The 18,491-nt window shown below is 67.6% G+C and carries 16 protein-coding genes; 6 read left to right on the plus strand and 10 right to left on the minus strand.

What is annotated here, in order from left to right; translation table 11 throughout:
- Positions 1 to 42: 42 nt before the first annotated feature.
- Positions 43 to 1,011: a Bug family tripartite tricarboxylate transporter substrate binding protein gene (locus tag EV147_RS11530; protein ID WP_157994678.1), complete on the minus strand. Its 969-nt coding sequence runs from the start codon at positions 1,009 to 1,011 to the stop codon at positions 43 to 45.
- 174 nt (positions 1,012 to 1,185) lie between these two features.
- Here EV147_RS11530 and EV147_RS11535 point away from each other — a divergent pair, with 174 nt between their 5' ends.
- On the plus strand, positions 1,186 to 1,989 hold the full coding sequence (locus EV147_RS11535) for an IclR family transcriptional regulator (RefSeq protein WP_235844694.1): 804 nt from the start codon (positions 1,186 to 1,188) through the stop codon (positions 1,987 to 1,989).
- A 5-nt stretch (positions 1,990 to 1,994) separates the two neighbouring features.
- Here the strand turns inward: EV147_RS11535 and EV147_RS11540 are convergent, their stop codons facing one another.
- Complete coding sequence (locus EV147_RS11540; protein WP_130391332.1) at positions 1,995 to 2,933, minus strand: LysR substrate-binding domain-containing protein; 939 nt, start codon at positions 2,931 to 2,933, stop codon at positions 1,995 to 1,997.
- Between the two features lie 115 nt (positions 2,934 to 3,048).
- Here EV147_RS11540 and EV147_RS11545 point away from each other — a divergent pair, with 115 nt between their 5' ends.
- From EV147_RS11545 to EV147_RS11560, 4 genes are all read left to right on the plus strand, one after another.
- Positions 3,049 to 3,840 carry an HpcH/HpaI aldolase family protein gene (locus tag EV147_RS11545; RefSeq protein ID WP_130391333.1) on the plus strand — a complete coding sequence of 264 codons (792 nt, stop codon included), beginning with the start codon at positions 3,049 to 3,051 and terminating at the stop codon, positions 3,838 to 3,840.
- Positions 3,841 to 3,894: 54 nt separating this feature from the next.
- On the plus strand, positions 3,895 to 4,884 hold the full coding sequence (locus EV147_RS11550) for a Bug family tripartite tricarboxylate transporter substrate binding protein (RefSeq protein WP_130391334.1): 990 nt from the start codon (positions 3,895 to 3,897) through the stop codon (positions 4,882 to 4,884).
- A 360-nt stretch (positions 4,885 to 5,244) separates the two neighbouring features.
- The gene (cqsA, locus tag EV147_RS11555) at positions 5,245 to 6,534 is read left to right on the plus strand and encodes an alpha-hydroxyketone-type quorum-sensing autoinducer synthase (protein WP_130391335.1); all 1,290 of its coding nucleotides are present in this window, start codon (positions 5,245 to 5,247) and stop codon (positions 6,532 to 6,534) included.
- 17 nt (positions 6,535 to 6,551) lie between these two features.
- Positions 6,552 to 7,856, plus strand: a complete 1,305-nt coding sequence (locus EV147_RS11560; RefSeq protein ID WP_130391336.1) for a sensor histidine kinase — start codon at positions 6,552 to 6,554, stop codon at positions 7,854 to 7,856.
- Positions 7,857 to 7,868: 12 nt separating this feature from the next.
- On the opposite strand, the gene EV147_RS11565 is transcribed toward EV147_RS11560, so the two are convergent.
- From EV147_RS11565 to EV147_RS11585, 5 genes are all read right to left on the minus strand, one after another.
- Positions 7,869 to 8,360 (minus strand): RNA polymerase factor sigma-70, encoded by a 492-nt coding sequence (locus EV147_RS11565; protein ID WP_235844695.1) that lies wholly within the window; start codon positions 8,358 to 8,360, stop codon positions 7,869 to 7,871.
- Positions 8,361 to 8,757: 397 nt separating this feature from the next.
- A complete protein-coding gene (locus EV147_RS11570) occupies positions 8,758 to 10,140 on the minus strand; it encodes a lysine N(6)-hydroxylase/L-ornithine N(5)-oxygenase family protein (RefSeq protein WP_130391338.1) in 1,383 nt (460 codons plus the stop codon).
- 41 nt (positions 10,141 to 10,181) lie between these two features.
- A complete protein-coding gene (locus EV147_RS11575; protein WP_130391339.1) occupies positions 10,182 to 11,198 on the minus strand; it encodes a GNAT family N-acetyltransferase in 1,017 nt (338 codons plus the stop codon).
- Between the two features lie 64 nt (positions 11,199 to 11,262).
- A complete protein-coding gene (locus tag EV147_RS11580; protein WP_130391340.1) occupies positions 11,263 to 12,252 on the minus strand; it encodes an alpha/beta hydrolase in 990 nt (329 codons plus the stop codon).
- Between the two features lie 25 nt (positions 12,253 to 12,277).
- Positions 12,278 to 13,921 carry a cyclic peptide export ABC transporter gene (locus EV147_RS11585; protein WP_130391341.1) on the minus strand — a complete coding sequence of 548 codons (1,644 nt, stop codon included), beginning with the start codon at positions 13,919 to 13,921 and terminating at the stop codon, positions 12,278 to 12,280.
- Positions 13,922 to 14,081: 160 nt separating this feature from the next.
- Between EV147_RS11585 and fhuF the strand changes: the two genes are divergently transcribed.
- Complete coding sequence (fhuF, locus tag EV147_RS11590; RefSeq protein ID WP_130391342.1) at positions 14,082 to 14,816, plus strand: siderophore-iron reductase FhuF; 735 nt, start codon at positions 14,082 to 14,084, stop codon at positions 14,814 to 14,816.
- Here the strand turns inward: fhuF and EV147_RS11595 are convergent.
- The 3 genes from EV147_RS11595 to EV147_RS11605 all read right to left on the minus strand — a co-directional run bounded on the left by EV147_RS11595 (position 14,770) and on the right by EV147_RS11605 (position 18,434).
- Positions 14,770 to 14,952 (minus strand): hypothetical protein, encoded by a 183-nt coding sequence (locus EV147_RS11595; RefSeq protein ID WP_130391343.1) that lies wholly within the window; start codon positions 14,950 to 14,952, stop codon positions 14,770 to 14,772. The genes fhuF and EV147_RS11595 overlap by 47 nt on opposite strands.
- Entirely contained in the window at positions 14,949 to 16,109 is a 1,161-nt protein-coding gene (locus EV147_RS11600) for a PepSY-associated TM helix domain-containing protein (RefSeq protein WP_130391344.1), read from the minus strand. The genes EV147_RS11595 and EV147_RS11600 overlap by 4 nt, the downstream gene beginning before the upstream one ends.
- Positions 16,110 to 16,196: 87 nt before the next feature.
- Entirely contained in the window at positions 16,197 to 18,434 is a 2,238-nt protein-coding gene (locus EV147_RS11605; protein WP_130391345.1) for a TonB-dependent siderophore receptor, read from the minus strand.
- Positions 18,435 to 18,491 lie beyond the last annotated feature (57 nt).

The following is an 18,491-nucleotide window of genomic DNA, read 5'->3' on the forward strand; positions in this document are numbered from 1 at the left end:
AATCGACTGGATCGGGGGTGCCCGGCGTGCCGGGCGGGGCGGCTACTTCGCTTTCATGCCCGAGGTGCGGACCACCTCGCCCCACTTGGCGTATTCGGTGGAGACCGTCTTCTGCATGAACTGCGGCGTGCTGGGCCACGGCTCGAAAGCGAGTGCGTCGAGCTTCTGCTTGACCTGCGGCATCTTCAGCACTTCCTGCAACTGGCCGTTGAGCTTCTGGACAACCGCCGCAGGCGTGCCCTTCGGCGCCACGAGGGCGGTCCAGCCGAGCGCTTCGTAGCCCTTGACGCCGGCCTCGGCCATGGTCGGCACGTCGGGCGCGATGGGCGAGCGCGTGCTGTCGAGCACGGCCAGCGCCTTGAGCTTGCCGGCCTTGATGTTCTCCTGCTGCGCGCCGAGCGTATCGACCATCAGTTGCGCTCGGCCCGACATCACGTCGATCGACGCCGGGGCGCCGCCCTGATACGACACGGTCGTGATATCGACATCGGCCTTCGACTTGAACAGTTGCAGTGCCAGCTCGAACGCCTGGGCGCCCGACGCGAACATCACCTGGCCGGGGCGCTTCTTCGCATCGCGCACCACGGCATCGACATTCTCGTAGCCGGCAGCGGGCCCGGCCAGCAGGACCATCGGCGCCTTGGCCACCATGCCCAGCGGCTGGAAGTCAGTCAGCGGGTCGTACATCTTCGTGGCCTGCAGATGCGGACCGGTGGTGAGCGTGCCGCTGACCGCAAGCCCCAGCGTATAGCCGTCAGCCGGTGCCTTGGCAACCAGCCCCATGGCGAGCATGCCGCCCACGCCGGGACGGTTCTCGATCACGAAGGACTGGCCGTTGAGCCTGGAAAGCTCCTGGCCGATGATCCGGCTGATGGTGTCCGATGCGCCACCGGGCGGGTAGCCCACCAGTATCTTGACCGGCCTGGCCGGGTAGTCATCGGGCTGCGCCAGCGCGCCAAACGGGGCGAGCAGGGCAAGGCAGGCTAGGGCGAGTTGCTGGGCGCGTGGCATGTTGTCTCCTGGTGTATCCGTGTCGTTGTGCGATCTGGACACAGTATCCCCAGCCCGGCTTCCGAAGGCAAAACATCGGATGCGCATTCGTTCATAATGTGAACGCCAATGTGGCCGAGCTTCCCATGGACGGGCGGTCTACGGCGAAAATCAGGGTTTACCGGAGTTCATATTGTGAATACCCACGCGTCGCGCGAGGACGCCTCGCGCAGCACCAGGGGCGCCCAGGCCGTGTTTCGCGCCATCGACCTGCTCAAGCTCGTGGGCCTGAACCACGAGAAGGGCATTTCGCTCGCTTCGCTGGTGGCAGCGACCGGGCTCGATCGTGCCACCGCGTACCGGCTGCTCGGCTCGCTCGTGCAGAGCGGCATGGTGGCCCGGGACGAGAGCAAGCTGTACCGGCTGGGGCTCGAATCGATGCAGCTTGGCCTGGCGACCATGAGCCGCGTGCCGATCATGGAACGCTGCCGCCCGACGATGATCCGTATTGCCCGCCGCACCGAGGACACCGTCTATCTGGTGATCCGCAATGGCGACTACGCCCACTGTGTCCACTACGAGCAGGGCGCATTCCCGATCAAGGCGCTGGTGCTGCAGGTAGGCGGCTTGCGCCTGCTCGGCGTGGGATCGGCCGGCACGGCGCTGCTGTCGACGCTGACCGATGCCGAACTGGAAGCCTTCCATGCGCGACATGCCGCGGAACTGCCCACCGAGCGCGGATCGCTCTCGCTGCTGCGCAAGCAGGTGGCGCATATCCGCCAGCAGGGCTACGCGTGCACGGACAACCTCGTCGCCAGCGGCGTCAGCGGCGTGGGCATGGCCTTCCAGGTCACGCCGGGCACCTACGCGGCGATCAGCGTGGGCGCCATCCGCTCGCGCATGGACGAGGCCAGGCGGCGCCAGATTGCCGCGCTGATGAAGGAAGAACTGCAGAGCGGCGGCTGGGGCATGATCGAACGGCTGGCGCCAATAGCCTGAGCGGGTCAGGACGGGCGGGCGAAGCAGCGCTCGTCGAGCTTGTAGCGCGCCGCGCTTTCGACCACCTGTTCGACGAAAGGCAGGGTCATCGGATTGACGATCTCGCGGTGGAACGCCACCCATAGTTCGAGCGATGGCACATCGCGGTTCGCCAGCCGCCGGAACACCACGTCCCTGACCGGCTGTGCCGCCGCCGAAGCCGGCACCAGCGAGACCGCCAGCCCGGCGGCCACCATCGACATCACCGCATGATGCCGGGCCCCATCGTGGATGCGCGCCGGCACCACATTCTGTTCGGCCAGCCAGAACATCATCGTGTCATGGGCGTACTGCCCGTAGCGCCGCTCGGGCGTGGCCATGGTCTGGCCGTGCAGATCGCGGGCCTGCACCTTTGGCTTGGTGGCCAGCGGATGGGCGGCCGGCACCGCCAGCACGTACGGTTCGGACATCAGGCGCCGCGCCTGCAGCCGGGGGTCCGTGACCGGCGGCCGCAGGATGGCCACGTCCAGTTCATTGTTCAGCAGCGACTGCAGCATGGCGTCGGAACTGTATTCGCGCAGCGAGTAGAGGATGCCCGGGGTGCGGGCCGTGAAGCTGCGCAGGATCTGCGGCACCAGTTCGATGGCGGAGATCGCCGTGAGGCCGATGCCGAGATGGCCCACGTTCTCGCCCCGATCCGCCTGCGCCACCATCTGGCGGGCACGATGCTCGATGTCGAACAGCTTCTCGGCTTCGGCCCGCAGCACCTGCCCGGCCGCCGTCAGCCGGACGCTGCGTTTGTTGCGCTCGAAAAGCTGGGCGCCAATCTGCGTTTCCAACTGCTTGATCTGCAGGCTCAGCGGCGGCTGGGTCATGTTCAGGCGCCGTGCGGCGCGCGTGAAATTCAGCTCGTCGGCCAGGACCAGGAACGAACTCAGGACACGTAGTTCAAGCGGCGAGTACATATACAGGGTCTGTATAAGTCAGATACATAAGTAATATTGGCACTATAACTCGCGCGCCCGCAGAATGGCTGGACCCGACCGATCATGAGCCGGGGAACACAACCACGCCCGAGACATGACCATCCAGCACCCGATCGACGACCGCCTGCCCGCCCTGCTGCGCAGCGGCAACCCCCTGCGCGGCATCTTCACCGCCTTGCCCAGCCCGGCCATCGTGGAGATGTGCGCCTATGCCGGCTTCACGTTCGTGATTATCGACAACGAGCACGGCGCGGCCGATTTCGAGACCACCGAGCACATGCTGCGCGCCGCGCGTGCCACGGGCATTCTTCCCGTCGTGCGCTGCTTCCTCGAAGACATTCCGCGCGTGCTCGACATGGGCGCCAGCGGCGTGCAGGTGCCGATGATCGAGACCGCCGACGATGCACGCGACCTCGTCCAGCGCGTGCGGTATCCCGGTACGGGCCGGCGCGGCAGCGCGTTCAGCGGTCGCGCGGCCGGGTACGGTGCGTTTCCGGGCGCGGGGCATACCGCGCGGAGCAATGACGGCGTGGCCCTGATCGCCATGATCGAGACACCGGAAGGCGTGAGGAACGTCGCCGAGATTGCCGCCGTCCCCGGCATCGACGCGGTGTTCGTCGGTCCCAACGATCTCGCGCACGCGATGGGCCATGGCAACGACTGGAAGGCGCCGGCCGTGGCCACGGCGATCGAACAGACGCTGCGGGCCATCGACGCGGCGGGCAAGTGCGGCGGGATTATCGCGCTCGGTGTCGAGGACGAGAACCTCTATGGCGGCTTTGGCGCCCGCTACTTCGCCACGGTGGCTACCAGCGTCATCACGCAGGCGCTGCGGCAGGCCGCCACCGCCGGCGGCCAGACGCAGGCACCGGCATTGCGGTATTGAACCGGCGTCGACCACAGCGCCTCGCCCGATAGAACAAGAAACTGGAGACAGACCATGCATTCCCACACTCGCCGTACGCTCTGCGCCGCGCTGGCCATGGCCGGCCTTTCGCTGGCAACCGCGCCGTTGGCCGCCTTTGCCGACACCTGGCCGAACAAGCCGATCAAGTATGTGGTGCCGTTCTCGCCGGGCGGCGTGTCCGATGCCACCGCGCGCATCGTGGCGGAAGGCTTGTCGCAGCGACTCGGCCAGCCGGTCGTGATCGACAACAAGCCCGGTGTGTCGGGCATCATCGGCACCCAGCTGGTGTCCCGCGCGGAGCCGGACGGCTACACGATCATGGGCGGCACCATCACCACGCATGCCGTCAACCCGTTCTTCTACAAGAAGCCCGGCTACGATCCGGTCAAGGATTTCGTCGCGGTGAACCTGATCGGGACGGTCAGCAACGTGCTGGTGGTGGCGAACAACAGTCCGTACCACTCGGTCGAGCAGATCGTGGCCGCGCTCCGGCAAAAGCCGGGCGGCCTGACCTTCGGCACCGCCGGTCCGGGCAGCTCGCAGCAGCTCTCCGGCCAGTTGTTCCAGAGCATCACCGGCACGCAGTTGCAGCAGATTTCCTACAAGGGCGGCGCGGCCGCCATGACCGACCTCATCGGCGGCCAGATCGACCTGGTCTTCGAAACCGTGGCTGCGGCAAAGCCGATGCTGGACGGCAAGCGCGTGCGCGCCATCGGCGTGACCTCCCGCCATGCCTTGCCGGGGCTGCCGGGTGTCAGGCCGCTTGCCGAGCAGGGCCTGAAGGGTTTCGAGATGCAGTCATGGCAGGGTGTTTTCGCGCCGGCCGGCACGCCAAAGCCGATTGTCGATCGCCTTGCGAAGGAGATCGCCGCCGTGGTGGCCACGCCGGCGGTGCAGGAGCGCCTGCGCGGCCTGGGGGTGGAACCCGAAGGCAAGACCTCCGCCGACTTCACGGCCTTCCAGCGTGCCGAAGTCTCCAAGTGGGGCAAGATCATCCAGTCCGCCGGCGTCGTGCCGGAATAACCGTCCCCGGGGTGCGCGGCAGGCCGTTGCCGCGGCGCCCCGCCACATTGCTGCGTTTCCGGCATCGCCGGGCCGACACCGCTGCGGCCCGGTTTTTCAATCCCTCGGTTTTTCAATCCCCCTTTGGCGGCGCACGGAATTCCGCGCATCCGCAACGGCCTTTTCCCCAACCCTCGGTAGACTCCCACCTGTCGCGCAGCCGCGCGCGACGCTGCTGTCGCGCTGTTCAGGCGCTTCTCCCTCCCGCATGCAATTTGCATCGCTGCCGGACGAGCGCCCTGCGTTTGCCCTGTCGTCCATCTGCTTTCCCCAGACGCTTTATTCCCTTTCATCCAGCAGTTCCCGAACGGAGCACTACCGATGTCGTTCCCGGCCCCCCAGCAAGCACTGACAAAATCTGTCAGTTTTGACAACACTGCACGCCTGCCCGACTGGATCCACAAGCGCATGGACGCCCATTTCATCGACCGGATGGGCAAGCTTTGGGGCGGCGACCACCTGCTCCACGGCCGGACACCGGGCCCGGACGCGCTGCATCTGAGCAGCAACGACTATCTTTGCCTGCTGGGGGAGGCGCCGCTGGTGCAGGCGCAGGCGAGGGCGCTGCTCGACGAGGCCCCGGAATTGCTGATGTCATCGGTCTTCCGCCACGGGGATTCGCCGCAGCAACGGCTCGAACGCAAGCTCGCCACGCTGATGCAGGCCGAGGACGGGCTGGTGGCCCAGTCCGGCTGGGCGGCCAATGTCGGGCTGGTGCAATGCATTGCTGGTCCGGGCATCCCGGTCTATATCGATATGAACGGCCACGCGTCGCTCTGGGAGGGCATCAGCGCGGCCGGTGCGCAGGCCGTGCCGGTGCGCCACAACGATGCCGAACATGCGCTGCGCCAGATCGGGAAACATGGCCCCGGCGTGGTCATGGTGGATTCGGTCTACAGCACCACGGGCAGCGTTGCCCCACTGAAGGAGTATGTCGAGGTGGCGGAGCGCACCGGTTCGGTGCTCGTGGTCGACGAATCGCACGCGCTGGGCACGCACGGGCCGGCTGGCGGGGGGCTGGTGCCCGAGCTTGGACTCTCGGCGCGCGTGCACTTCCGCACAGCGTCGCTGGCCAAGGCGTTCGCGGGCCGGGCCGGTTTTGTCACGTGTAGCACGGCGTTCAAGGAATTTTTTGCAGTCGAAGCCCGGCCGGCGATCTTCAGTTCGGGCCTGCTGCGCCATGAAATCGCCTGGTTCGATGCCGCCACCGACTTCATTGCCGCCGCCGACGACCGCCGGCAACAGCTCCACGCCATTACCCGAACCACCCGCGACGCCATCTCGGCGCTCGGTTACAACATCAGCGACGGCACCGAGCAGATCATCGGCCTGGAAGCCGGCAGCGAGCCACAGGTCATGGTGCTGCGCGACGCCCTGCAGCGGCGGGGCATTTTCGGGGCCGTGTTCTGCTCGCCCGCAACCCCGAAGAATAGGGCATTGATGCGCCTGACGCTGCATGCGAAACTCACTGCCTCCGACATCGGGCGGCTGGTCGACACGCTGGCCGCCATCCGGGACGAAGTACGGCTGGATACGTGGTCATCGACGCGACGGGCGGGCAGGGCCTCTCCCGCATCGTCACCGACACATGGCGACACACCCACACCATAAGGGAGCCAGGGCTGGCGATGGAAGCAACGCAAGAGCAAGCACGCAGCGAATCTGTCGTCGGCCGGCTGGCCAGGGAGTCATGGCGCGCGATTTTCGAGACGGCGTCCCGCACGACGCTGCTGGACGAAGAAAGTGTGATGCGCCTGCGCCGGATCCAGATGGTGGGGGCGCTCGGCGTCATCGGGCATCCGCTGTATTTCGTCATCTGGTCCTATATCTTTCCCCAGCCCTACGAGAATATCTGGCTGCGCCTGGTCTGCACGGCGCTGTTCGTGCCGCTGCTGTTCGCGTCCTCGCTGTCGCACAAGCGCTGGCTGCCGGCCTATGCGCTGTTCGCCATCACGGTCGGCATGCCGTTCGCCTTCATCTTCTTCTACCTGGAGAACCACGCCTCGCTGGTCTGGGCCGAATCGGTGATCATCGCCGTGGTGGTGCTCTACCACTTCAACTCGGCGTTTGCGACCATCGCGCTCGTCGCCGGGGCTGCGGGCGCCTTCGGGCTCTTTGCCGTGGCGGGCCATTCGATGGCCGGCATTCCGTGGGATTCGCTGCTGCTGCAGATTCCGATCCTGGCGTTCGTGATCGCGGTGCTGGTCGTGATCAAGCTGGACCGCCAGCTCATGATCGAGCAGAAGCGCCGGGGCATGGCCGTGGCACTGGCCACCGTGGCCCACGAACTGCGTACCCCGCTGACCAGCCTGACCATGACGGCGAACGCGCTCAAGGGGCGGCTGCCGACCGCGCTCGATCCGGCGTCGCCCCAGCGCGACGGGCTGTTGCAGGCCATCGGCCGCCTGCAGGCTGACCTCGCCCACGTGAACAGCAGCATCGAGCTGCTGGTGGCCAACTCCAAGGACCCTCACTCCGCCCGGCAGGAGCTGTTCGAGGTTGGGCGGACCCTGCACGACAGCATCGAGCGGTTCCCGTTCGAGCCGGCCTATCAGGACGTGGTGAAGATCGAGGTGGTGGAACCGGCGCTGGTCATGGGCAACGCCCAGCTGTTCGAACTGGTGATCACCAACCTGACCAAGAACGCGCTGGAAGCGATCAAGCGCGCCGGCAAGGGCGACATCCGCATCCGTTGCGACATCCGGGCGGACGGCATCCACGTGCTGTTCCGCGACACCGGCCCGGGCGTACCGCCGCAGGTTCTCGCCCGCATGTTCCAGCCGTTTTTCTCGTACCCGGCCCACCGGGGCACGGGCATCGGGCTCGCGTTCTGCCGCGACGTACTGCGCAGCTGGGAGGCTTCGATCTCCTGCCAGTCCGTCGAGCACGAGTTCACCGAGTTCGATCTGGCATTTCCGCATCCCAAGGGGTAGGGCGGCCTGTGGTCAAATGGCCTGCTGGCGCGTCAGCCTGGCCCGGCAGTGGATCGAAGCGTCGCGGACCATGAAGTTGACCAGTGTCGGCGATACACCGAGCTGCGAAGCGATGTCCTTCTGCGCCATTCCCTGTACGCGGCACATCTCGAAAGCCTGCTGGGTCCGCTCGGGAAGTTCCGCCAGCGCGAGCGCCAGCGCGCACAGTGCCTGCCGGCCGATCATGATCAGGTCGGGCGCGGTCGTCGGGGATGCCGCATTGACGCCCTCGTCCTCTCCGGTCATCCACTTCTGCTCCAGCGACTGGCGCCGGTAGGTGTCGATGGCGAGGTTGCGCACCACCTGGTAGAGATAGCTCAGGCGGCAGCGGATCGCGCCGTCGTCGGTCAGGTCGCGTAGCCGCAGGAACGCGTCCTGCACCACGTCTTCTGCCAGATCGCGCGAGCCGACGATCCGCGCGGCGGCGCCTACCAGTGCGCGCCGGTTCTCCACGAAAAGGTCCAACAGCGTATCTGCACCCGCGCGTGCGGCGGGGCAACTGCCAACTTCTGATGCGGGAATCACGGGGGCGGCTCCTGAGAAGCTGAGGCATCGGGAGTCGCTAAAGTAATAAGAATGAGAATGATAGTCAATTAACTAAAATGTAACCCTGTTGTTACTTCAGAAGCGGGATTTGTCACGATTTCGGGATGTGGGAGCCACTAAATTGCGCGAACGGCCATTCGTCCAGGCAATCGGCCGTGGCATGGCGTGCGACCTAAATTCCAGGGCCAGGTGTTCGTCTGAAAAAGATTGGGTGACCGGAAAGCTGGCAACCTGCCCCGTGAGGCGGGAAGAAAAACGGCGTGGACCTTGCGCCACGCCGTGGATGAAGCCGAGTGCCGGTCCCGGCACCGGGCGCTCAGGCCGCTGCAGCCTGGCTGACGACGGCGCCAGCCGGTTGGGTCGCCCAATGCCCCGGGCGCAGGGCGTCATGAAGCGCGCCGGCGATTTCTTCCGCTCGGGCGGGCAGCACTGACAGCAGCGTGTCGCTCAGGCCGTGGCTGGCCTGGCAGAAGCCCTGCAGATAGACCGGCACCGCCAGCTCGGGCGATGCCAGCATCCGGTAGTTGCGATCCACCGAGAAATCGCCGAGATAGCGCGCGAGCGGTTCCAGCAGCCGCCGATGGCTCTCGCGCTCGTAGCCGGTGGCCAGCACCACGGCGTCGTAGCGCCGCGTTTCCGTGTCGGCGCCACCCGACTGGCCAATCCCGGACGCCGAAGTCGGCGCCGTCGAGCCAATCGTCAACTCCACCCCATGGGCGCCCGCGTGGGCCGCCAGCGCGGCCTTGCAGGTCAGCAGGTTCACGCGGAACTGCCCGTTCACCTTCTGGCGGTACAGCATCGCGTAGATGCGCTCGATCAGGTCGGCGTCGATCACCGAGTAGTTGGTGTTCAGGTATTCGTCGATCAGGCGGTTGCGGCCCGCCTCGGTCTGCTCGAACACCACATCGGTATAGGCCGGCGCGAAGATCTCGTTGACGAACGGGCTGTCGTCGGCGGGCTTGAGCGCGGCCCCGCGCACGAGCCAGTCCACCTTGGCCGATGGATAGTTGTCGTGCAGGTCGATGAACGCTTCGGCGGCGCTCTGGCCGGCGCCCACCACGGCGATGCGCATCGGTTCGCCCGATGCGCAGGGCTGCTGGCGGACCCAGCCCAGATAGCCGCTATGGTGCGTGATGCGGGCGTCGTCACGCAGCCCGGCAAACGCTTCGGGAATGCGCGGCGTGCCGCCGGTGGACAGCACCACCGAGCGCGCCACGCGTACGCGCTCGCGGCCCTGGCCGTCGAGGGAGACGACGCGCACCCGGTCGATCCGGCCGTCGGCGTGCGGTGCGTCCGGCTCCACGCGCTGCACTTCCTCGCCCAGGCTGCACTGATCGGCAAAGTGGCTGGCGGCCCAGCGCAGGTAGTCGTTGTATTCCATCCGGCTCGGATAGAACGTGCGCAGGTTGATGAAATCGACCAGCCGTCCGTGACGGTGCAGGTAGTTCACAAAGCTGTAGGGGCTGGTCGGATTACGCATCGATACCAGGTCTTTCAGGAACGAGATCTGCATCTCGCTCTGCGATACCAGCGTATTGCCGTGCCAGTGGTACTGCTGCTGTTTCTCCAGGAACTGGGCATCGAGCGGGCGGCCGGCGTCGGCCTGCTCCTGCAGCGCGATGGCCAGCGCCAGGTTGGACGGCCCGAAGCCGATGCCAACCACGTCGTGAACGGCGGGTGAGATGTCTCGAAGCGTCATGGTGCGGTCCTTGGCTCAGGTCTGTGGAAAGGGCGGGGCGGTCATGCGGCGGGCGGCGCCGGCAGCAGCAGGTGATCCCCGAAGAAGCGCTCGCGCAGCAGCATCACCAGCATGGCGCGCTTGTGCGGGAAGTCGAACTCCTTGATCTTGGAGAACCCCGCCTTGTCGAGATTGGCGATCTGGCGGACATGGTCCGCACGCGGCTCGCCGACGATGCGCTGCGTGCGCGGGTCGTCCAGGAACTGGTAATGCTGGATGGCCGGGAACCATGCCGTCAGGAACTGCTTGCCGCGAAACGCGGGCTCGCCGATCAGCACATGCCAGCCCCGGTCATGGTCCTGCGCGTCGTAGAACGGGGCGATACGGTTTTCCTTGGCCCAGTAGACCTCGAAGTAGCCAAACGGCGTGTCATCGAATGCCGCGATCAGCGGCAGCATGTGGCGATCGTCGATCAGGCCCTGCAGATAGGCGCGATGTCTGGCTTCGTCGCCTTCCTCGTTCCAGAAGTAGGCCACGTCGGGATCGTTCATCCAGCGGTGCAGCAGCGGCAGGTCGCGCTCGAGTTCGGCGGCGCGCAGCGTCAGCGTCTGGCCGAGCCACGGGATGTGCCTGGCATAGACCACGCCGGCCGGCTTGGGCGGCCGGCGCGGATGGCGCTTGCCGTCGGTCATCGCGTACTGCAGCGGATAGGGCCCCGGGGAGGGCGCCAGATACAGCTCGGGACGCTGCCAGAGCTGGCTCGCATGGGCCACGCCTGCATCGTCCAGCACGCCCAGGCTGGCAAGCTGGCGCCCGGCGTCGCGCGCTTCGAGCCGCGGGCGCAGGGCGCGCGCCGGGCCATGGGCGAAGACGGCGTCGAGCGCGGCCATCGACGTGGGTACCAGCGCATCGGCATCGCCTTCGAGCAGATGCAGCGCGTCCTGGTCCAGCGCGAAACGCGCCATCTGGCGCTCGCGCTGCGTGACCGTGAGGCAATGGCCATCGTGGCGGACCGTGCAATGCAGCGCGGGCTGGGCGGCGAACGCGTGGTGCGTGAAGGCAGGAAGCGGAGTCGGCATCGGGTGGGTTTCGTTGACAGCGTGGATCGGTTTGCCTGTTGTGACGATGCAGCCGGAGCGGGATTTACTGCGCGTCGGCGGTCTCGGCAGACACCGCCTCGAAACGCTGCGCGAGCGCGCCGGCGATCTCGTCCAGCGCGTGCCCGGCCTCGGCCACGATGTTCCCCATGCGCAGGAATTCGTGAACCATGCCGGGGTACTCGCGCACGGTCACCTGCACGCCGGCGCCGGCCAGCTTGCGCGCATAGGCATGCCCTTCGTCGCAGAGCGGATCGCATTCGGCCAGCACGATCCACGCTGGCGCCACGCCCGCGTGGTCCGCTGCGCGCAGCGGCGCGAAGCGCCAGTCCGCCCGGTCAGGCGCGTCGCGCAGGTACTGGCTGTAGAACCACTCGATCGTGTCGGTATCGAGCAGATGGCCCTGGCCGTAGCGCTGGTGCGAAGCGGTGTCGGTGGTGCCGCCCAGCCCCGCGTAGCACAGCACCTGCAGGCACGGTTGGGGAAGCGCGGCATCATCGCGCGCCGCCAGCGCCAGCACGGCGCTCAGCGTGCCGCCCGCGCTGTCGCCGCCCACGGCAAGGCGTGTGCCATCGAGCCCCAGCGCGGCGGCGTTGTCGCCTGCCCACGCCAGGGCGTCGAGGGCGTCATGGACGGCGGTGGGGAACTTGTGCTCCGGCGCGAGCCGGTATGCCACCGATATCACGGCGCACGGCGTGCGGGCGGCCAGCGCACTGCACAGCGCGGCATGGGAATCGAGGCTGCCGACCGTGAAGCCGCCACTGTGGAAGTGCAGCAGCACCGGCAACGGTTCGCCTTCGCCGCGCAGCCGGGGTGCGTAGAGCCGGGCGTCGATGCGCTGCCCGTCGCGTGCCGGGATGGTCAGCGGCTCCACGCGGGCCAGCGTGGCGGGCGGCAGGTCGAGTGCCGTGGAGGCATCGTCGAACTCGCGGCGCGCCTGCGCCGGCGTCAACGCATGGATGACCGGGCGCTTGCCGGTGGCGGTGGCGATTTCCACCATGTCGAGCAGGGCTTCGAGGTCGGGATGCAGGGGCATGGGAATCTGGCAGGGCGGGTTGTCGTCAGGCGGCCGATGCCACGGCCAGGGGCGCGGGCGATGCCTGTGCAGCGGAGTCGGCAACGATCTGGCCGTTCTCGATCTTGATCATGCGGTCGGCCAGGTCGAAGTAGCGGTCGTCGTGGGAGATCACCAGCACGGCCTTGCCCTGCGCGCGCAGCTCCGGCAAGACCTCGCGGTAGAAGATGTCCTTGAACAGCGGGTCCTGGTCGGCCGCCCACTCGTCGAGGATCAGCACGGGCCGGCGTTCCAGGCACGCGACGATCAGCGCCAGCCGCTTGCGCTGGCCTTGCGACAGCGCCTGCGTGGTAAAGCGTCCGTCGCGCACGCTGACCTTGTGTCCAAGCTGGAAGCGCTGGATCATCCGGTTGGCCAGCGCCTCGTCCTCGGGGTCGTGGGCCAGCAGCGTGTCGAACAGATGGAAGTCCGAGAACACCGCGGAGAACAGCGCGCGATAGTCGGCCAGGTGGCCGGCGTCGGCGGGGCGCCCGTTGTGCAGCAGATGGCCCGAGAGCGGGGGGTACAGCCCCGCGATCAGCTTCGCCAGCGTGGTCTTGCCGCTGCCGTTGCCGCCCACCAGGAAGACGATCTCGCCCGCGTGCAGCGTGAGATCGACCGGCCCGAGCGCGAAGAAGCTGTTCTCGGCCTCGTGGAAATAGCGATGGCTCGCCCCGCGCAGCGCCACCGACGCGAACGGCGTGGCAGGCACCGCACGCGGCGGCGCCTCGGGCTCGGCATCGGCGCCCAGCGCTTCGATGCGCGCGTAGGCCACGCGCCCCATGCTCAACGCCGGCAAGGCATTGAGCAGCGATTCCAGCGGCGACATGATGTACAGGAACATGATCGTGAACCCGGTCATGACGGCCGGGTCAAGCGGCGTGGCGCGCGGGAAGAACAGCACGCCGCCGATGACGGCAAAGAACAGGAAGCTGCCGAAGCCCAGCGCCACGAAGAAGATCGACAGCCCGCGTGTGCGGGCGCTGCGCACCGCTTCGAGCGTCGTACCGAGGCTGTCGCGCAGGAAGCTGCGCTGCTTGCCGTGGTTGAGCTTGAGCTCGCGCGCGCCGGCGACGAGTGCCTTGAACTGGCCGTGCAGCGCGTCCTGGGCCGCGCCGGCCTGTTTCAGGTGCACCAGCGCGCGGCGGTGGTTCAGGTGATATACCCAGGAGCCGACGCCGAGGATCGCGCAGGCGATGCCGAACGTCGGCAGCGACAGCCAGGCCAGATAGCCGAGACAGCCGAGCACGACCATCGCATTGGTCAGGACCACGGGAATGACCGAGAGGCCATTCGCCACGTGCTGGCTGTCGTCGGCCAGCGCCGCCTGCACCCGCGCGCTGCCGGTCTGCTCGATGTGCGGGTACGGCGCGCCGATGAAGCGCTCGCAGATCTGGGCGCGGATGCGGGCCAGCGCGCTCTGGCTCACGCGCACGAACAGCGTCGACGCCAGCGTGCGGCACGCCAGCACGGCGATGGCCAGCGCCGCGAACGGCAGCGCCAGCCGTGGCGCGTCGGCGCCCTGCGTGGCCAGCACGCGGTTGATCAGCGCGACCATGCTCACGGCGCACAGGCCAGCGGCAAGACTGGCCGCGGCGGCCAGGACGATGGTCAGCCGCAGCTGGCGCGGCAAGGAGGCGATGAGCGACATGCGGGAGGAGGTTGGGATCGACACTGTCTGAAGACGTGCGGCAACGGCGAAAAGTTAGGGCGCGGGGGGAGGGGTAAATCTTGCGACGGGGTGTTCGTCTTTCCGGATGGCGGGGTGGCGGATCGAACGCTGGGCCTCACCCACCGAACCCCAACACCACATGCTCGACTTCCTGGCTCCCTACTTCCCCGGCCCGCTACGCCCCTTCGCCGACCGCCTGAGCGTCGCGGCGCCGGACGCCCGTGCGGGGCAGCCCTGGGCCACCGAAGCCCTGGCGCGCATGTCGCGCACGACAGGGTGTGCTGACCTCCGCCCGCTGGCGGCAGCATGGTTCCGGGATTACACGAAGGCGGTCCTGCCGGGCGCGCTGGTGGCGGCAGCCGTGCACCGCCGGCGCCTGCCGTTCGACCGGGCGGTGCTGCAGGTTGCGGAAGACGGATGGCTCGGCCAGTTGGCGCTGCCCGATGACGGCGTGCCGGCGCCGGCCGGCGCATCGTTGCCGGCGATCCTGTCCCCGCTGCTCGATCACATGCGCCATGTGGTGGCGGCGCTCGGCACGGCGGGCAGGGTGTCGCCGCGGCTGCTCTGGTGTACGGGTGGCGTGGCGGCGTCCGGCATCGCGCGCCAGTTGGCCGTGCATCCGGCGCTGAAGGCTGGCGTGCGCGACGATGTGATGACGTGGATCCGCCGCGCCGAATCGGCCGATGGCTTTCCTAATCCGCTGTATGGCGCGTTCCGGCCCGGCGCGGAGCCGGGCATCCCGGGCGTTGCACCCGTGCGGCGCATCTGCTGCCTGAACTACCGCCTGCCGGCGGAGGGCCACTGCGGCACCTGTCCGCGCGTGGCGGTCAGTCCTGGCGACCTCGCCACTGGCGCCACAGCCACCACGTCGTGACGGCAACGGGCACGCCAAGCCCCACCCAGCACAGCGCGTCCCACGCGCCATCGCCAAAGATGCCTGCCGCCAGCCCGCCCAGCGAGAGCACGCCCAGCAGCACCGGCATCGGCCACGTATCGTCGATCAGCCTCATGCCTGGTCTCCCGACAGTTGCGGCGGCAGCGGCGCGCGGGCGTCCTCGCGGCTGCGGCGCGGACGCTTGAGCCAGAAGATGAAGCCCGTCACCGTGGCGCCGGCCGTGACAAGGGTCAGCAGCGCCCACAGGATCTGCAGCGGCCGTCCCGCATAGTCCCCGAAATGGAACGGCGCGGACAGCAGCAGCACCTGCAGGTACCACGGCATGCCGCGCACGGCGGCCACCGTGCCGTCGCCGGCATCGACCAGCACGATGGCATAGACGCGCTTCTGCAACTCGGTATGGCCGCGCAGCACCACGCCGTAGTGGCGGCCGGTCGAGAATTCGGTGTTCGGATAGAACACGAACGCCGGGTCCTTGCCCGGCACCATCCGGTGCGCCTGTTCCAGCGCCCGGTCGACCGGCACGAATGCGGCAGGCGTGGGGCCGGGCAGCGTGGCGATCAGGTGCTGGAGTTCGGTCTTCTGCCACACGCCGATGATCAGCGGCGAGAACGACAGGAAGGTGCCGGTCAGCCCCACGACCAGCGCCCACACCATCACGACGATGCCGAACAGGTTGTGCAGGTCGGCCTGCACGATGCGCACGGGCTTGCCGAAGCGCACCAGCCCGAACGCGAGCTTGCGCATGAACGGGCCGTACACGACCAGTCCGCTGATCAGGCTCAGCGCAAACAGCACGCCGATGAAGCCGATGAAGAACTGCCCCGGCAGGCCCAGGAACAGGTTCAGGTGCAGCTTCAGGATGAAGCCGCTGAAGGTCTCGCCCGGCGGGCCGGGCTTGCGCGTGGCACCGGTGGCGGCGTCGAACTGGGTGGTGGTGCCGTTGCGCAGCTTCGGCTCGCCCGGCGGGCCGACGCGCACGCCCACGGCATCGGCATCTTCGTCGGAGAACGAGATCGACTTGGCCACCTGTCCCGGATGCGCCGCCTGGGCGACATCCACCAGCGCTTGCAGCGCCGGCCGCCGGGCGGGCACGGCCACGGTGCGCTCGGCGGCCACCATGCCATGGTGCTCCTGGCCGAGCAGGGCGTCGATGTCCTCGTGGAAGATCAGCAGCAGGCCGGTCACGCACAGCACCAGCAGGTTCAGCGTGCAGAGCAGGCTGGTCCAGCGGTGGATGGCGTACCAGACGCGAAGCGTGGGGGCTTTCATGATTCCGGACTCCTAAGCACTTCCCAGCGGCACGGCCGGCGCCCCGGAATGCCGGGAGCGGGGCCGTGCCTGCCGGTGTTGCGCCGCTTACCAGCGGTAGCTGGCCGTGCCGATGATCGTGCGGCGGCGGCCGTAGTAGCAGTTCGTCGCGCTGTCGCACGCTGCCACGTACGTCTTGTCGAACAGGTTGTTGATGTTCAGGCGCAGCGTGTAATGCTTGGCAAACGAGTAGCTGGCGGCCAGGTCGAACAGCGTGAACGATGGCACCTCGGTCACGTTGGTCTGGTCGTAGGTCTTGCTGACGTAGCGCACGCCGCCGCCGAGCCAGACGCCCTGCAGGAAGCCGAAGCTGCTGCCCAGGCGGTAGTCTGCCCACAGCGACGCCATGTGCTTCGGGATGTACTGCGGCGTCTTGCCTGCATTGGGCGCGCTCGGACCAGCCGCCGTGACTTCGGCGTCCGTGTACGTGTACGAGGCCAGCACGTTGAGGTTCGGCGTCACGGCCCAGGTGCCTTCCAGCTCCACGCCGCGCGAGCGCACTTCACCAAGCTGCGAGAACTGGCCCAGCACCGGCGAGGTGGTCAGCACGTTCTGCTGCGTCAGGTTGAACAGCGAAAGCTGGGCGAAGCTGCGGCTGTTGGCGGGCTGGAACTTCAGGCCGGCCTCGTACTGCTTGCCGGTGGTGGGCTTGGGCACACCGCCGCCAAACAGCGTGGTCACGCCGGTCGGCTCGAACGACGTCGAGTACGCGAAGTACGGCGACAGGCCGAACGGACCTTCCCACAGCACGCCCGCGCGGCCGGTGAAGCGGCCGTCGTTGGTGCCGGTGTTGGCCACGGCGCCCGTGGCGAGCGTCTTCGTGTCGGTATCCACGCGGGCCTTGTCGTAGCGCCCGGCGGCCTGGAACACCAGGCGGTCCGCCACGCGCAGCATGTCCTGCAGGTAGAAGCCGATCTGGCTGCGGCGCACGTCGCTGTCGGTCTGGTAGGCGGTGCGCACGAAACGGCCGTAGACCGGGTTGAAGACGTTCAACGGCGGCTCGGTGGTGGCAGTCGGGATGCCGGAGGCCGGCGTCACGGGTGTCTGCCCCAACTGGCGGTCGAAGTGCGACCACGAGTAGTCCACGCCAGCCAGGATCGTGTGGTCGAACATGCCATGCCTGACCTTGATCTGCGCCTGGTTGTCCACCGAGAACACGTCGAACGATTCGGTCGAGCGCAGCCCCAGGCGGCGCAGCAGGTACGGGCCGTTGGGCGGGTTGGCCACCAGCCCGCTGTTGCTGCCGATGTTCTCGTAGCTCACGTACTGGTGCGCGTAGCGCAGGTTCTGGCGCAGCGTGACCGTGTCGTTGACGCGGTGCGAGAACTCGTAGCCCGCCATGTACTGCTCGCGCTTGAAGCGGTCGAAGCCGGGCTCGCCGGTAAACAGGCTGGTCGGGATCTTCGAGCCGTTCGCCAGCGGCGTGATCGTGCCCAGCGCCGGCAGGAAGTTGGCGGCGTTGCCCGCGTCGTCGTGGTAAATCTGCGTGTAGACCGTGAAATTCGTGTCCGCGCTCGGGCGCCACGTGATCTGCGGCGCGATGAACAGGCGGTTGTCGTCGGCGTGGTCGGTCTGGGTGCCGCTGTCGCGCGCCAGCGCGGTCAGGCGGTAGAGCACCTTGCCGTCCTTGTCCAGCGCGCCGGTGAAGTCGCCGCTGATTTCCTTGCGGTTGTAGTTACCGAAGTTCAGGTTGATCTCGTTCGACGATTCGGCCTGCGGGCGCTTGCTGACCTGGTTCACCAGGCCGCCCGGCGACGTCTGGCCATAAAGCACCGACGACGGGCCGCGCACGATGTCCACGCGCTCCAGGCTGTACGGCTCGATGTCCCAGTAGGCGTAGCCGCCCGACCAGGGCAGCTTCAGGCCGTCCCAGTACTGGCCGTTCTGCGCCGCGTTGAAGCCGCGGATGTAGTAGGTGCCGCGCCGCGTATCGACGATCGGCTGGACGCGCACGCCGGCGCTGTAGCGCAGCGATTCCTCGACGCTGGTGGAACCCTGGTTGCGGATCTGGTCCGCCGTGATCACGCTGACCGACTGCGGTGTGTCTTCGATCGAGATGTCGGACTTCGTGGCCGACACTGACTTCTTGCCCGCCGGACCATAGTTCTCCACCACGGTATCGGCCCGCACGCTGACGGTCGGCAGCGTGGTCTCGCCGCCGGGCGGCGTGGCGCTGGTCTGCGCGTACGCGGCCTGCATCGATACGGCCAATGCCAGCGCGGTCAGCGCGAACGGTTGACGGCTCCCCTGGGTCTGGGCAGACCCACCGCTTCTCACCCTTTTCATATTTCTCCTGATTTGTGCATTTTTTTGATGGCGCGGCACATTCTAAATACAAATCAT

The sequence above is a fragment of the Cupriavidus agavae genome (genome assembly GCF_004217045.1).
Taxonomy (GTDB): domain Bacteria; phylum Pseudomonadota; class Gammaproteobacteria; order Burkholderiales; family Burkholderiaceae; genus Cupriavidus; species Cupriavidus agavae.

Excerpts from the sequence above, each read along its gene's own strand:
- EV147_RS11530 (WP_157994678.1), bottom strand. The coding sequence starts at position 1,011 with ATGCCACGCGCCCAGCAACTCGCCCTAGCCTGCCTTGCCCTGCTCGCC.
- EV147_RS11540 (WP_130391332.1), bottom strand. The coding sequence starts at position 2,933 with ATGTACTCGCCGCTTGAACTACGTGTCCTGAGTTCGTTCCTGGTCCTG.
- EV147_RS11545 (WP_130391333.1), top strand. The coding sequence starts at position 3,049 with ATGACCATCCAGCACCCGATCGACGACCGCCTGCCCGCCCTGCTGCGC.
- EV147_RS11550 (WP_130391334.1), top strand. The coding sequence starts at position 3,895 with ATGCATTCCCACACTCGCCGTACGCTCTGCGCCGCGCTGGCCATGGCC.
- cqsA (WP_130391335.1), top strand. The coding sequence starts at position 5,245 with ATGTCGTTCCCGGCCCCCCAGCAAGCACTGACAAAATCTGTCAGTTTT.
- EV147_RS11560 (WP_130391336.1), top strand. The coding sequence starts at position 6,552 with ATGGAAGCAACGCAAGAGCAAGCACGCAGCGAATCTGTCGTCGGCCGG.
- EV147_RS11570 (WP_130391338.1), bottom strand. The coding sequence starts at position 10,140 with ATGACGCTTCGAGACATCTCACCCGCCGTTCACGACGTGGTTGGCATC.
- EV147_RS11575 (WP_130391339.1), bottom strand. The coding sequence starts at position 11,198 with ATGCCGACTCCGCTTCCTGCCTTCACGCACCACGCGTTCGCCGCCCAG.
- EV147_RS11580 (WP_130391340.1), bottom strand. The coding sequence starts at position 12,252 with ATGCCCCTGCATCCCGACCTCGAAGCCCTGCTCGACATGGTGGAAATC.
- EV147_RS11585 (WP_130391341.1), bottom strand. The coding sequence starts at position 13,921 with ATGTCGCTCATCGCCTCCTTGCCGCGCCAGCTGCGGCTGACCATCGTC.
- fhuF (WP_130391342.1), top strand. The coding sequence starts at position 14,082 with ATGCTCGACTTCCTGGCTCCCTACTTCCCCGGCCCGCTACGCCCCTTC.
- EV147_RS11595 (WP_130391343.1), bottom strand. The coding sequence starts at position 14,952 with ATGAGGCTGATCGACGATACGTGGCCGATGCCGGTGCTGCTGGGCGTG.
- EV147_RS11600 (WP_130391344.1), bottom strand. The coding sequence starts at position 16,109 with ATGAAAGCCCCCACGCTTCGCGTCTGGTACGCCATCCACCGCTGGACC.
- EV147_RS11605 (WP_130391345.1), bottom strand. The coding sequence starts at position 18,434 with ATGAAAAGGGTGAGAAGCGGTGGGTCTGCCCAGACCCAGGGGAGCCGT.